The sequence below is a fragment of the Mesorhizobium sp. LMG 17147 genome, assembly GCF_024297145.1.
Classification (GTDB): Bacteria; Pseudomonadota; Alphaproteobacteria; order Rhizobiales; family Rhizobiaceae; genus Mesorhizobium.
This window is the reverse complement of record NZ_JANCTC010000009.1, coordinates 62,452-75,265: the sequence shown is the minus strand read 5'-3', so window position 1 is coordinate 75,265 and position 12,814 is coordinate 62,452. Positions and strand designations below refer to the sequence as shown.

At 62.6% G+C, this 12,814-nt stretch carries 16 protein-coding genes; 10 read left to right on the top strand and 6 right to left on the bottom strand.

What is annotated here, in order from left to right; all coding sequences use genetic code 11:
- Positions 1-24: 24 nt before the first annotated feature.
- The 3 genes from NMG46_RS18155 to NMG46_RS18145 all read left to right on the top strand — a co-directional run bounded on the left by NMG46_RS18155 (position 25) and on the right by NMG46_RS18145 (position 2,252).
- Positions 25-753, top strand: a complete 729-nt coding sequence (locus NMG46_RS18155) for an AzlC family ABC transporter permease (RefSeq protein WP_254818976.1) — start codon at positions 25-27, stop codon at positions 751-753.
- Complete coding sequence (locus tag NMG46_RS18150; protein WP_254818975.1) at positions 750-1,046, top strand: AzlD family protein; 297 nt, start codon at positions 750-752, stop codon at positions 1,044-1,046. The genes NMG46_RS18155 and NMG46_RS18150 overlap by 4 nt, the downstream gene beginning before the upstream one ends.
- 321 nt (positions 1,047-1,367) lie before the next feature.
- Entirely contained in the window at positions 1,368-2,252 is an 885-nt protein-coding gene (locus NMG46_RS18145) for a LysR family transcriptional regulator (protein ID WP_254818974.1), read from the top strand.
- Here the strand turns inward: NMG46_RS18145 and NMG46_RS18140 are convergent.
- Positions 2,242-4,086: an aminopeptidase P family protein gene (locus NMG46_RS18140; RefSeq protein WP_254818973.1), complete on the bottom strand. Its 1,845-nt coding sequence runs from the start codon at positions 4,084-4,086 to the stop codon at positions 2,242-2,244. The genes NMG46_RS18145 and NMG46_RS18140 overlap by 11 nt on opposite strands.
- Positions 4,087-4,122: 36 nt before the next feature.
- On the opposite strand from NMG46_RS18140, the gene NMG46_RS18135 reads away from it, so the two are divergent.
- Positions 4,123-4,467 carry a hypothetical protein gene (locus NMG46_RS18135; RefSeq protein WP_254818972.1) on the top strand — a complete coding sequence of 115 codons (345 nt, stop codon included), beginning with the start codon at positions 4,123-4,125 and terminating at the stop codon, positions 4,465-4,467.
- A gap of 39 nt (positions 4,468-4,506) precedes the next feature.
- On the opposite strand, the gene NMG46_RS18130 is transcribed toward NMG46_RS18135, so the two are convergent.
- Positions 4,507-5,379 (bottom strand): 50S ribosomal protein L11 methyltransferase, encoded by an 873-nt coding sequence (locus tag NMG46_RS18130; protein WP_254818971.1) that lies wholly within the window; start codon positions 5,377-5,379, stop codon positions 4,507-4,509.
- 11 nt (positions 5,380-5,390) lie between these two features.
- On the bottom strand, positions 5,391-5,969 hold the full coding sequence (locus NMG46_RS18125) for an SCO family protein (RefSeq protein WP_254818970.1): 579 nt from the start codon (positions 5,967-5,969) through the stop codon (positions 5,391-5,393).
- A 204-nt stretch (positions 5,970-6,173) separates the two neighbouring features.
- Here NMG46_RS18125 and NMG46_RS18120 point away from each other — a divergent pair, with 204 nt between their 5' ends.
- The 3 genes from NMG46_RS18120 to NMG46_RS18110 all read left to right on the top strand — a co-directional run bounded on the left by NMG46_RS18120 (position 6,174) and on the right by NMG46_RS18110 (position 7,919).
- The gene (locus NMG46_RS18120) at positions 6,174-6,662 is read left to right on the top strand and encodes a CreA family protein (RefSeq protein WP_254818969.1); all 489 of its coding nucleotides are present in this window, start codon (positions 6,174-6,176) and stop codon (positions 6,660-6,662) included.
- 96 nt (positions 6,663-6,758) lie between these two features.
- Positions 6,759-7,400: a DapH/DapD/GlmU-related protein gene (locus NMG46_RS18115; protein ID WP_254818968.1), complete on the top strand. Its 642-nt coding sequence runs from the start codon at positions 6,759-6,761 to the stop codon at positions 7,398-7,400.
- Positions 7,401-7,487: 87 nt separating this feature from the next.
- Positions 7,488-7,919: a low affinity iron permease family protein gene (locus NMG46_RS18110; RefSeq protein WP_254819100.1), complete on the top strand. Its 432-nt coding sequence runs from the start codon at positions 7,488-7,490 to the stop codon at positions 7,917-7,919.
- A gap of 41 nt (positions 7,920-7,960) precedes the next feature.
- Here NMG46_RS18110 and NMG46_RS18105 read toward each other — a convergent pair whose 3' ends face one another.
- A complete protein-coding gene (locus NMG46_RS18105) occupies positions 7,961-8,824 on the bottom strand; it encodes an SDR family NAD(P)-dependent oxidoreductase (RefSeq protein ID WP_254818967.1) in 864 nt (287 codons plus the stop codon).
- Between the two features lie 128 nt (positions 8,825-8,952).
- On the opposite strand from NMG46_RS18105, the gene NMG46_RS18100 reads away from it, so the two are divergent.
- Entirely contained in the window at positions 8,953-9,234 is a 282-nt protein-coding gene (locus NMG46_RS18100) for a hypothetical protein (RefSeq protein WP_023721174.1), read from the top strand.
- 112 nt (positions 9,235-9,346) lie between these two features.
- Here the strand turns inward: NMG46_RS18100 and NMG46_RS18095 are convergent, their stop codons facing one another.
- On the bottom strand, positions 9,347-9,922 hold the full coding sequence (locus NMG46_RS18095; protein WP_254818966.1) for a TMEM175 family protein: 576 nt from the start codon (positions 9,920-9,922) through the stop codon (positions 9,347-9,349).
- A gap of 156 nt (positions 9,923-10,078) precedes the next feature.
- Here NMG46_RS18095 and NMG46_RS18090 point away from each other — a divergent pair, with 156 nt between their 5' ends.
- Entirely contained in the window at positions 10,079-11,287 is a 1,209-nt protein-coding gene (locus tag NMG46_RS18090; RefSeq protein ID WP_254818965.1) for an MFS transporter, read from the top strand.
- Positions 11,288-11,323: 36 nt separating this feature from the next.
- The gene (locus NMG46_RS18085; protein WP_254818964.1) at positions 11,324-11,617 is read left to right on the top strand and encodes a PfkB family carbohydrate kinase; all 294 of its coding nucleotides are present in this window, start codon (positions 11,324-11,326) and stop codon (positions 11,615-11,617) included.
- A gap of 32 nt (positions 11,618-11,649) precedes the next feature.
- Here NMG46_RS18085 and NMG46_RS18080 read toward each other — a convergent pair whose 3' ends face one another.
- Positions 11,650-12,675, bottom strand: a complete 1,026-nt coding sequence (locus tag NMG46_RS18080) for a LacI family DNA-binding transcriptional regulator (protein ID WP_254818963.1) — start codon at positions 12,673-12,675, stop codon at positions 11,650-11,652.
- Positions 12,676-12,814 lie beyond the last annotated feature (139 nt).

Sequence of the window (12,814 nt, the reverse complement as noted above, 5' to 3'; positions counted from 1 at the left end):
TACGGCCCTCCCAAGGAGCGGTCGATGTCGGCGGAAGCAATCTCCGAAAACGGTGCGAAAAGCGATTTCTGGGACGGCGTGCGGCTCAGCATGCCCGTCGTGGTGGCGTCGGCGCCGTTTGCGTTGCTGTTCGGGGCGCTCGCCGTCGACAACGGCTTTTCCGTGATCGAGGCGTTCTTGATGAGCGCAACGGTGTTCGGCGGCGCCAGCCAGATGGTCGGCATCGAGCTGTTCGGCCAGCATGTCGCGCCGTGGCTGATCGTGCTGTCGATCTTCGCCGTGAATTTTCGCCATGTGCTCTATTCGGCCGGTATCGGCCGGCGAATCGCGCATTGGCCCCTAGTGCAGCAGGCGATAGGCTACTTCGTGCTGACCGATCCGCAGTTCGCGGTGGCCGAGCGCAAGGCGGAGGCCGGCGAGACCGTCGGCTTTGCCTGGTATATGGGGCTCGGGCTGCCGGTCTATGTGTTCTGGGTCATCGAAAGCGCGCTCGGGGCGGTGTTCGGCAAACTTATTCCCGACACCCACGCGCTGGGCATCGACTTCCTGCTGCCGATCTATTTTCTCGGCCTGGTCATGAGCTTCCGCATACGGCCGCTGTGGCTGCCGGTGGTCGTCGCAAGCGCTGCCGCCTCCATCATTGCCTACAAGACGGTCGGCTCGCCCTGGCATGTCTCCATCGGCGCGCTGGCCGGTGTGCTGCTCGCCGTCATCCTACCGCCCCGCCACAGCGGCGTGGAGGCACGGCCATGAGCACGACGTTGTGGATCATCGTCGCCGCTTCGATCGCGACCTATTTGACACGCATTGGCGGTCATCTGGTGATCTCACGCTTCGACCATATCCATCCGCGTGTTGAGGCCGGGCTGAACGCCGTGCCGGCGGCGGTGCTGACCACGCTTGTGGCGCCGGCAGCGCTGAGCGCCGGACCGGCGGAATGGGGGGCCTTGGTCGTCGCCGGCCTGGTCTCGCTGCGCGGCGGCCTTATGGCGATGTTCCTGGCGGGTGCTGCCGTGCTGATCCTCGCGCGGCAGGTCGTCGGCTGATCGACTTTTGCCTTGGCGGCGAGAGCACACATGCGCTTTACCGCAGCGATTATTGCCGCGCTGACCCGCGACAGGCTCAGCCGGATAGCCTCCGATCTCTCCTGGTGGGCGCGACGCACGGCGTCGCTATAGAGCGCTTCGCGCTGCTTCGGCGTCAATGCGCTTAGATCGGTCGGCTGGATGCCGAAGGGCTCACGCGACATTTCCATCTCCCTGGTTTGCCGTGTTTATCGGCAGCTACACCGGCGATTTACGGGAAAGGCATAATCAGCTAAAATGAATAATTAAGATCGTTATGTTCTCCAGGAGAGATGTATGGACTTGGCCGATCTGCGCATCTTCCGCACGGTGGTGCGCGAGGGCGGAATCACCAAGGCGGCGGAAAAACTGTTTCGCGTGCAATCGAACGTGACCACACGCATCCGGCAGCTCGAAGAGGATCTCGGCGTGCAGCTGTTTATCCGGGAGGGCAAGCGCCTGCACGTATCGCCCGCCGGTCACAAATTGGTCGGGTATGCGGATCGGTTGCTGGCGCTTGCAGAGGAGGCGCGAACGGCGATGCTCGATCCACGCCCGCGCGGCACGCTTCGCCTAGGTGCCATGGAGAGTACCGCCGCGGCACGGCTTCCAAGTCTGCTCGCCGAATATCACGCACGTTATCCCGACGTGGAAATCCAGTTGCGCACCGGCAATCCGCAGGTTCTCGCGACGGCCATGCTTGCCGGCGACCTCGATGCAGCGTTCGCCGCCGAGCCGATCGCCGACGCTCCGTTCGAAAAGCTGCCCGCATTTCACGAGCAACTGGTCATTGTCTCGGCGGCATCGCGCGTTTCGATCGACGACCGCCAGGACATGCCCAAAACCATGATAGCCTTCGAGCACGGCTGCCCGCACCGCCGGCGGCTGGAACAATGGTATGCGCGAAGAGGGTTCATGGCCGAGAAGACCATCGAGCTTGGTTCATACCATGCCATCCTCGGTTGCGTGGTGGCCGGCATGGGCATAGCGCTGATGCCAAAAAGTGTGCTTTCGGGTTTCCCAGAGAGCCGCTGGCTAAAGCTGCACGAACTGCCCGCTGACGAAGACAACGCCGTCACGGTGTTGTTTTGGCGTAAGGGAGCCGGCTCTCCCAACGTCACGGCTTTGCAGGGACTGCTTGCGGAGCAAAGTCTGTCACTCGGCGTTGCGGCCGCGACTATTGCTTGAAGTCGTGCGGCAGAGGGGCGGTTGCTTTTTCCAGCCAGGCCAGCGTTTCGCCGTCGAGCATCGGTCCAATCTCGGCCAGTACGCGCGCATGGTATTTGTCAAGCCAATGCAACTCGTCGCGGGTTAAAAGGTCCGATCGGACCAGCCGCTTGTCGATCGGCGCCAGCGTCAGTGTCTCGAAGCCGTGCATGGCGATGTCGCCGCCCTCGATTGCCTCGGCCGGTGTCACCAGGATCAAGTTCTCGATGCGGATGCCGTAGGAACCTTCCTTGTAATAGCCGGGTTCGTTGGAGAGGATCATGCCGGCTAGCAGCTTTTCGGTGCCGGTCTTGGCGATACGTTGCGGGCCCTCATGCACGGCAAGATAGGACCCGACACCGTGCCCGGTACCATGGGCGAAATCGCAGCCGTGTCTCCATAGCGCCAGGCGCGCCACCGCATCGATTTCGGAGCCGCGCGTGCCCGGGGGAAAGCGCAGCATGGAGATGCCGATCATGCCTTTCAGCACCAGCGTGAAGCGTTCGCGCATCTCTTCGGTCGGCGCGCCGACCGGCACCGTGCGGGTGATGTCGGTGGTGCCGTCCTGGTACTGCCCGCCGGAATCGAGCAGGAACAGCTCGCCATCCCCCAGCTTGCGATTGGTGGCGCGGGAGACGCGGTAGTGCATGATGGCGCCGTTAGGGCCGGCGCCGGAGATGGTGTCGAACGATACGTCGCGCAGCGGCATCTGCGTTTCTTCGCCGGTCTGACGGCGTGTCTCCTCAAGCCTGGTGACAACGGCGATTTCGTCGAGCGTGCCGGGCTTCTGGCGGTCGAGCCAGCACAGCAGCTTGGCGACCGCGGCGCCGTCGCGGCGATGTGCGGCGCGGGCGCCGGCGATCTCAGCTTTGTTCTTTGTTGCGCGTGGAATGCGGGCCGGATCGGCCGTGGCAATGACGGTGCCTCCATTATCCTCGACCAGCATTCTGAGCTTGTCTGCCGCGAGAACCGGGTCCAGCGCGATTTTTGCGCCGCCCTTGGCCCGGGTGACGATTGCCGATTCGAATTCACCTGGTTCGTGCAATTCGGCGAGCTGCGTCAGGTAGGCCGCAACGGTGCGCGAAAACTTGCGCTGGTCCATGAAAAGCAGATGCGAGCCGTCGGCGGCCAGCAGGGCAAAGCCGAGCGCCAGCGGTGTGTGCGGTACGTCGCCGCCACGGATGTCGAACGCCCAGGCAATGGAGGAGGGGTCGGTCAGCACCGCATGGGTGGCGCCATCCTTCTCGATGGCCGTTGCCAGCCGCACCAGCTTGTCCTTAGCCAGTTCGCCGGCAAAGCCGATCGGGTGGATCTCGACCGGCGCCAGTGGCGGTCCAGGCTGGTCCTGCCAGATCGCGTCGATCGGATTCTCGTCGAGCGGCACCAGTATCGCGCCGGATTTCTCGGCCGAGGCTTTCAGCGCCTTGACGTCGCTGATCGTATGCAGCCACGGATCGAAGCCCAATCGCACGCCCTTGCCGAGATTGTCCTTGATCCAGTTGGCCGGCGGGTTGTCGACAAGGCTCTCGATCGAAAAGATGTCGAGATCGACCTCTTGGCGTACCTGCAGCGTGTAGCGCCCGTCGACAAACATGACGGCGCGCTCGGCAAGCACAATGGCGACACCGGCCGAGCCGCTGAAACCGGTCAGCCATTTCAGCCGTGCCGAGCGGTCGGCGACATATTCGCCCTGGTGCTCGTCGGCGCGGGGCACGATGAAGCCATCCAGCCCGTTCGTCGCCAACCATTGGCGCAGCATTGCCACGCGCGGCTTGCCAACGGCCGGATCGCCGGCGGAATCGAAGGTCTGGAACATGTCGGCTCTCCTCGAATGCTGGCGCGACCGTAGCGCATGACTTCGAAAATCGGAATCGATTTTCGGAACGATCATCCCTGGTCGCCACAATGTCTTTTTGTGCATGGAGGCCATGCAGAATCGGCGATTTCAAAAAGCGTCAGCAGAGCTTACCTTCTTAACGTGGAGGAAAAGTCCTGTTGCCCTGCAAAGGAGACCGTCATGTCCTCGATTTCAGCCAGACGTGGATTTTTCAGAAACGCTGTGAAAGCGCTGATCGAAGCTCGCCAGCGCGAAGCGAGCCGGTATGTGAGCGGCGTTCTGCTTGGCTTTGATGACGAAACGCTGAAAGCTCACGGCTACGATCGCGAACAGCTGAAGAAAGCGGCGAACTCGCGCTAGGTCCGAGCAGGTTCCGGCTTGCGTTGAAAGCGTCGCGCCTCAGCGCTTGAGGTGAATCGTCACCCAGCCCTCGCGGTGCAAGGTGCGGACGTGCCGGAATTTCTGGCCGACATAGGCCGCGATTACCGCATCGCGCTGGCGCTCGAGGATGCCTGACAAAACAATCGAGCCACCGAGCGCGATACGCCCAGCCATTTGCGGCGCCAGACGCATCAGCGGCCGCGCCAATATGTTGGCGACAATCAGGTCGAAGGGCGCACGCGCGGCAAAGATCGGATGATGAAAACCGGGCGCCGCTACCGTTTCAATGAGCCCCTTGACGTGGTTCAGCCGCGCATTGGCAGCGGCCACCTTGACGGCGACCGGGTCGATGTCCGTTGCCAGCACCGGAACATGCGCGAGCTTGGCCACCGCGATGGCGAGCACCGCGCTGCCAGTGCCAAGGTCGAGCGCGTTGCGCGGATGCTCGCGCTGTATGACCTGCTCCAGCATTTCGAGGCAGCCGGCGGTGGTGCCGTGATGGCCGGTGCCGAAGGCAAGGCCGGCCTCGATCTCGATGGCGAGTTCGCCGCTGTGGCGCTTCCTGCGGTCATGCGCGCCATGGACGAAGAAGCGCCCGGCCCGCACCGGCTTCAATCCCTCCAGCGAGCGCGCCACCCAGTCGATGTCGGGCAGCGCTTCTCGCTCTATCGGTTTCGACAGCGACAGCCCGGCCAGGATGTCCCTAAGCCGCGCCTCGACCGCATCGACGTCGTCGTCGGCATAGAGCGATACTTCGTGGATATCGCGGTCCTCGTCGACCTCGAGCACCGCAACCGGCAGGCCCTCATCGTCGAACGCCGCACCGAGCGCCGCGAAGATGCGATCGGCCTCGATCTTGCCCGCGGTGAAATACAAACGCGTCTGCGTCATTTCTTGATACGTCAACCTTCCGCCGCCAGCCGTTTGAGCTTGGCCATGGCGGCGTCCGGGCTTTCGCCATAGGCAATTGTGCCGGCGAAATCGCCCTTGGCATTGAGCAGCAGCACCGAAGCGGTGTGGTCCATCGTGTAGTCGCCGTCGTTCGTTTCGACTTTCTTCCAGTAGATGCCGAAGGACTTGGCCATGGCGTGGACCTTGTCCGGATCGCCGGTGATGCCGAGGATGCGATCGGAGAAATTGCTGATATAGGCGTTCATGATTTCGGGCGTATCGCGCTCCGGGTCGACCGTAACGAAATAGGCGCGCAGGTTCTTGCCGTCGTCGCCCATCGTCTTCAGCCAGCCCGCCAACTCGAAAAGCGTGGTCGGGCAGACTTCCGGGCAATGCGTGAAGCCAAAAAAAACGACACTGGGGTGGCCGCGAAAGGCGGCTTCGGTGACCGGTGCGCCCTTCTGGTCGACCAGCGTGAACGGCGCTCCGAAAGGCTCGCCGCCATAATGTCCGCGGTACCAGTCGAACGTTAGCCAGCCGATGCCAGCGGCCATCAGGACGAGAATACCGACCAGAATTGAACGCATCATCAGTGAAGTCCGTCGTCATTTCCATCGGGCGCCGGATTGGCGCCATGAAGCCCTGGCTTGGCGGACACTCTTAGCGGTTCGGTCGCGCCGACGCAAAGATGTCGCGTTGCCGCAACCGGCAATGCTGTGGGAGGCGATCTGCTTGCAAAGCGCTGCCGTTCGTCCCACCTGAGGACGGCAAAATTCGAACCGCAGGAGGCCTCTTTGCGAAAACTGATTGGCGGCGCGTTGGCCGCATGCCTTGTCATTGGCGCCGGCGCGGCCGCCGCCGAGGAAGTCGGCAAGGTCGGCGTCGATTGGCTCGGCAACGACATCATCGTCGAGGCGATCAAGGATCCGAAGGTCGAGGGAGTGACCTGCCACGTCTCCTATTTCGACCGTGGCATGATCGACCGCCTGCAGAAAGGCAACTGGTTCGAGGACCCGTCCGATTCCTCGATCTCCTGCCGCCAGACCGGGCCGATCACCATTGGCGACATCGACATGAGCGAGGCCGGCGAGGAGGTGTTCAAGCAAGGCATCAGCCTGATCTGGAAAAAGCAGGTGGTGAACCGCATCTACGACAAGGCCAATGAGACGCTGATCTACCTCTCGCATTCGCGCCAGGTGCAGGATGGCTCGGCAAAAATGTCGGTCACCACCGTGCCGCTCTACGGCCAGAATGTGGTGTGGACCAGCGGCAAGCCGAAATAGAGACTGAAGGTGCTCCAGGGTCCTTGGCGCGTCCAAACGGATGCACGGCGCTGCACTCGGCTTGCGAGACTATGCGCGCGGGCGTAAAGCGCCCGCATGGACCGTCCCGAACACCTTGTCCTGAAAGATCCCGAGCCGCGCATCCATACGACGGCGGAGCTGAAGGCGTGCAAGCTTGGACGCTATGCGTCGATCGGCGAGCGCGTCATCTTACGTGAAGTCATGGTCGGCGACTTTTCCTACTTCGAGCGGCATGCCGAGGCGATCTATACGACGATCGGCAAATTCTGCTCGATTGCCGCCAACAGCCGCATCAATGCGCTGGAGCATCCGGTCGAGCGGCTGACGCAACACAAGATCAGCTATCGGCCCAACGAATACTTCCGCTGGCTGGGTGTCGATCAGGCGTTCCGCGACCGGCGGCAAGCGAAAGCCGTCAGCATCGGCCATGATGTCTGGATTGGCCATGGCGCCGTGATCATGCCTGGCATAGTGATCGGCAACGGCGCGATCGTCGGTGCCAATGCGGTGGTGACGCGAGACGTGCCGGCCTATTCAATCGTCGCCGGCGTTCCGGCCAGGCCATTGCGGCAGCGCTTCAGCGCGGGAACTGCGGCCCGGATCGAACGTCTTGGCTGGTGGGACTGGCCGGTCGAGAAACTGGCCAGGGCAGTCCCCGACATGCAGGCCTTGCCCATCGAGGCTTTCCTCGACCGCTGGGAAAACGACGCTACCTGATCGTTGCGAGCGCGGCGCGTGCACGGTTTGACAGTGAATTCCTCCTCGCAGGGAACTCGAAGCAGTTGCCGATTGTTTCTCCCTGCCATGATCGAAAAGCTGTTCACCAGGATCGCCAACTATATCGCCCATCTTGCCGGTCTGCCGCCGACGTTTGCCGTCTGTTTCCTGATCATTGTGGTCTGGGCGGTAAGCGGTCCGGTCTTCGGCTTTTCCGATACCTGGCAACTCGTCATCAATACCGGCACCACGATCGTCACCTTCCTGATGGTGTTTCTCATCCAGAACACCCAGAACCGCGACAGCGCGGCGATCCAGGCCAAGCTTGACGAGCTGATTCGCGTCAGCAAAGCCAAGAATACCTTTATCGGCATCGAGCACCTGACCGAATCCGAGCTCGAGGAAATCCGCGCCAAATGTGAACGCGCGGCGAAGCGGCACGACGAACAGATCGCCGACATGGCCGCAGCCAAGGCGGTGGCTAAAAAACGCAACGCGAAGAAGCACGCGGCGGCGTGAGCAAGCTTGTTGTCCGGGTTCCTGCCCGAACGGTCGCGGGATCATTCCATGAATGCTGCAAAGGCTTCCTTGTAGTCCGGGTGCCAGCGCGACAGAGCAGGACGATTCTCGATGATGTCGCCAATCGCCCAGGCCATGCGTTTTTCGTCCATGGACCGGGTCGCCTCGTTATCGGGACACAGGATGTAGAAGTCGCCACGCAGCAGCGAGGCCAGCATGAAGTCGATGACCTGCTCGCCGGTCCAGGCGCCGGCCGGCTTTTCGGTGGCGCCTTCGGTCAGGCCGGTAAAAGTGAACCCGGGAATGAGCAAATGCGCCGCGACGTTGGCGCCGGGCTCGTTGCGCAACGCGTGTGCAAGGCCCTCGGTATAGGTCTTCACGCCGGCCTTGGAGACGTTGTAGGCGAGGTTGCCGGGCGGCGTGGTAATGCCTTGCTTGGAGCCGGTGTTGACGATCAGGCCGGGCTTTCCCGCCGCCAGCATGCGCGGCGCGAAGGCCTCGACGCCATGGACGACACCCCAGAAATTGATGTCCAGCAGTCGCTTCCAGGCGTCACGGTTCTCCCACGGCTTGCCGGGGTTGTTGCCCACGCCGGCATTGTTCATCAGAAGCGAGACGTCGCCGAAGGTGCCGAATGTCTTTCCGGCCAGCCGTTCGAGGTCTTCGGCTTTCGAGACGTCAGTGGCGACGGCAAGCACGGCGCTCTCGCCGGCGAAGGTGGCGACGGCGTGTCGGGCCTCATCGAGGCGTGCGCCGCCGATATCGGCCAGCACGATCTTCATGCCCATCGCCGCCAGCCGTTTGGCCGCGGCGAGGCCGATGCCGCTGGCCGCGCCGGTGATGACGGCGACATTACCGGAGGCAAGTGCGGGCAGGGCGGTCTGGATATCGGCGTCGGTGGTCATGATTTTCTCCTGTTCTGGCCGCGGCGAACTTAGCGCGGAAAGAGGCTTGCGCAAGCCGGTGCGGCATCTTCGGGTTGACCGCGTCGGCGGGCGCTGCGCATGCTGATATCCAAAAAGGAGACTGACGATTGACCGACTGGATCGAGATCCTGAAAGAACAGACCGCAACCGGCGACCAGATGAGCCGCGAAGTGCCGCAAATGCTTGCCAACCCCGACATCAGCGAAGCGCAAGTGAAAACGCTGTTTTCGGCGCTCGAAAAACAGGCCGAATTCGTCGAAAAGCTGCGCATGGCGCTGGAAAAATTCGGCCATGATTTTTCAGTGATCAAAGCGGCCGAGCGGCTGGAGGAGCGCTACGCCGACCTTGCCGCTTCGGTAGCGGAAAAGCTCAAAGAAATGCGGGGCTAGAGCCTGTTCCATTCGATAAATTCGGTATGGGCTCTATCTTCCCATGATCTTGTCCGAAAACCGGCATCCACTTTTCGTTGACGCGGTCCTTCGGTTCGGGATCTTGGTCTGCCTATTTCTCGATTAGCCGCTCGAAGCGCCTGTCCGGCACTAACCAGACCATCGCCACCAGGACATAGATCGAGACACCGATCCAGTGATTGACGAAGGTCAGCGCGACGGCGGCGATATAGAGGGCCAGCGAGATTTTTCCCTTGAGGTCATTGCCCAACGCCCTGGCGAAGAGGGTTTCGCTGCCGTGCAGCCGATGCAGGGCTATGGTGAGGATGTTGAAGCCGATGGCGCAGAGCGCCAGGTCGATGCCATAAACGGCGACCGGCACCGGCGCGAAATGGTTCTCACCCATGAAGGCTGTCGTCGCCGGCATCAGCGATAGCCAGAACAGCAGGTTGAGGTTCGCCCACAGCACGCGCCCGTCGACCCGCTGCACGGTATGGAACATATTGTGCAAATTGTTCCAGTAGATGCCGACATTGATGAAGGACAGCACATAGCTGAGGAATACCGGCCAGAGTGGCGCCAGCGCGGAAAAATCCTCGCCATGCGGCACCTTCAATTCCAGCACCATGATGGTGATGATGATGGCGACCACGCCATCGGTGAATGCCTCGACTCGTCCCTTGCCCATCAATCTCCCCTGACAATCCGCTGAAGTTAAAAGAGGATCTCGCTCAGCGCCATCGCAAAGCTGCCAAAATTGTCAGGAGCAAGTCGGGGAGGGGGAACGGCTGACGAAAAGAAGGCGTTAGGGTGTCAGATCCCGAACAGCAAAAAGGTCCGAAAAATGACTGCTCACGCTCAAGTCATGACGCGCGATTACGAACTCGGCGGGCGCGCTGCAACGGCCGCCGTGGCCGCCATGATCGCGGCTCTTTTCGCCGGCAGCACGGCGCTGACGCCGCTTTACATCATCTACAAGCAGGTCTTCGGCTTCTCGCAGATCACTTTGACGCTGGTCTACGCCGTCTATGTCATAGGTAATCTGGCGGCGCTGCTGATGTTGGGGCGTGTGTCAGATGTCATCGGGCGCCGTCCGATGGCGTTGGCCGGAATGGCGGTGGCCGTCGTTAGCGCGGTGGTTTTCCTGTTCGCCGAAAATGTCGCCTGGCTCGACGTCGCCCGAATTCTGAGCGGATTGGGAATCGGCGTCGGCGCGGGTACCGGCACCGCCTGGCTCGCCGAATTGCTCCCGACCGACGACAAGTCACAGGCGGCGACGATCGCCACCAGCACCAATTTCCTCGGTCTCGGCCTTGGTGCGCTGGGGGCCGGGTTGCTCGCTGAATACGCGCCTTGGCCGCTCAGGCTGACATTCGTCGTCTACCTGGCGATGCTCGCGACTGTAACCCTGCTGGTCTGGCGCACGCAGGAAACCGTTTCGCGGCCGGGGAAACTGGCTGGCGTTTCGATGCGGCCGCGCCTTTCCGTGCCCGATGCCATCCGCGCAAATTTCGTTGCGCCGGCGGTGACCGGCTTTGGCGCAATGGCGCTGGTCGGCTTTTATGCAGCACTCGCACCGAGCATTTTGGCGCAGCAACTGCAGGTAACCAACCATGCTGAAGCGGGCGCTCTGTTCTTTGAATTGGCGATCGTGACGGCCGCCACCATTGTAGTGACGGCACGTCTTTCGAGCCGAGCCGCGATGTTCGCGGCGCTTGCGCTGATGATTCCAACCGTCGCGCTGATTGTTGCGGCGCAGGTCTTCGCATCGATGGCCACAATGATTGCCGGGACCGCCTTGTGCGGCGTGGCGGCAGCGCTCGGTTATCGCGGCGGCTTGCAAGTGGTGAACGAGATCGCGCCAGCGGACCGGCGCGCCGAAGTTGTCTCGGCCTTCTTCATCTGCTGTTTTTGCGGCAACGCGCTGCCGGTGATCGGCATCGGCGTCCTGTCGACCATGACAAGCGCGACGGTGGCAAGCGGGGCCTTTGCCGGCATGATCGTTATCTTTTCCCTGTTGGCGCTCGGGTTCGGCGCGAAATACGCGCACTGAACCGATCTTTCAGCCGTTCGGTGTCTCGGGCGAAAGGTGCGCGCGCTGGCGCGGTACGCCGAGGCCGGTATCCGGCGGTTCGCCGGCAGCCGGCCGGCTTTCGAGGCAGGTGGGGAGGGGGTCGCCTATTGCGACTGCAATGGCCTGGCGTTCGCCTTGCCGGCGATGCCGGTGGAGGTGGTCAGCACCCACGGTGCCGGTGACGAATTCTTCGGCGCCTTTGCGGCGGGGCTTGCGCGCGGAGACCCTGTCGAGGCGGTACTAGCCGTCGCCAATGCCGCCGCTGCCTCGCTGGTCGCAACGCCGGAGCGCGAGCGCGGGCGGATTTGAGCAAAGCCGGCCTGCCCCAGTGACTGCCACGGTCAGTCGCTGTCGCGCGCGATCAGCTGCAGCGGCCAGACTTCACGGATGATGCGTGCGCCTGCGGCGCCGGCGTAAGCCGGGATCGATGCCAGCAGCATTTCGGCCAGCCGCTCGCCCATCGGCTCAAGCGCCGGGCGGAAGCCGGTCAGCGCCGGCGAAAAATAGCGGCAGAGCGGGGTGTCGACGATGACGATCACCGCGATGTCGTGGCCGGGCTTGATGCCCGCCTCGGCCAAAGCCTTGCAGCCGCCAAGCGCCATCGCGTCATTGTTGAAGATGATGGCGGTCGGCGGGTCCTTGGAGCGCATGACCTTCGGCGTCACCGCGTAGCCGCCTGCCTCGTTGATGAAGCCGTCGGCGATCAACTCGGGGTCGAATTCGATGCCGTGCCGCCGCAACGCCCTGCGATAGCCGGCGAGGAACAGATAGCCGAAATTGAGATCGAGCGACGGGCGGATGGCCGCGATGCGGCGGTGACCGCGCGCGACAAGACGATCGACCGCGTCAACACCGGCTTTTTCGAAGTCGAGGTCGAGCGAGGGGTAGGCATCGCCGCCGGAGCGGCTGCGGCCGAGCGTTGCGAAAGGGAAACCGGCCTGGGTCAGATAGTCGATGCGCTCGTCCTCGCGCCGCGTCCAGGCCAGCACCACCGCATCGGCCCGCCGGGTCTCGACGACACGGCGCAGGCGCTCCTGCTGATAGTCGCCCGGCGCGCCCATCACAACGATCAGGTCGAGTCCGCTTTCGGCGAGCTTGGCCTGCAATCCGGTCAGGAACGGAATAAAGAACGGCTCGCCATATTCCTGATCGCCCGGATGCGGCTGCAGCATGAAGGCGATCGAATGGGTGGCGCCGCGCCGCAAACTGCGGCCGGACTGGTTCGGCGAATAATTCAGCTTCTTGGCCGCATCGAGCACGCGCTGGCGTGTGTCGGCGTTGACGTCGGCGCGGCCGTTGAGCGCGCGCGACACCGTGCCGATCGAAATGTTCAGATGACGCGCAAGGTCGTGAATGCTGGACGCCAAAGGACAGTTCTCCCCCTTGCTTGGCTAGCACCGGCTGCTCTTCAGGCCAAGCCGGCATCACGTTTTTCGCTATCGGCCGATTGACATTCTACGCCATCGGGTGTGTTCTCGTAAACGTTTACGGAAAAACATTCACGGC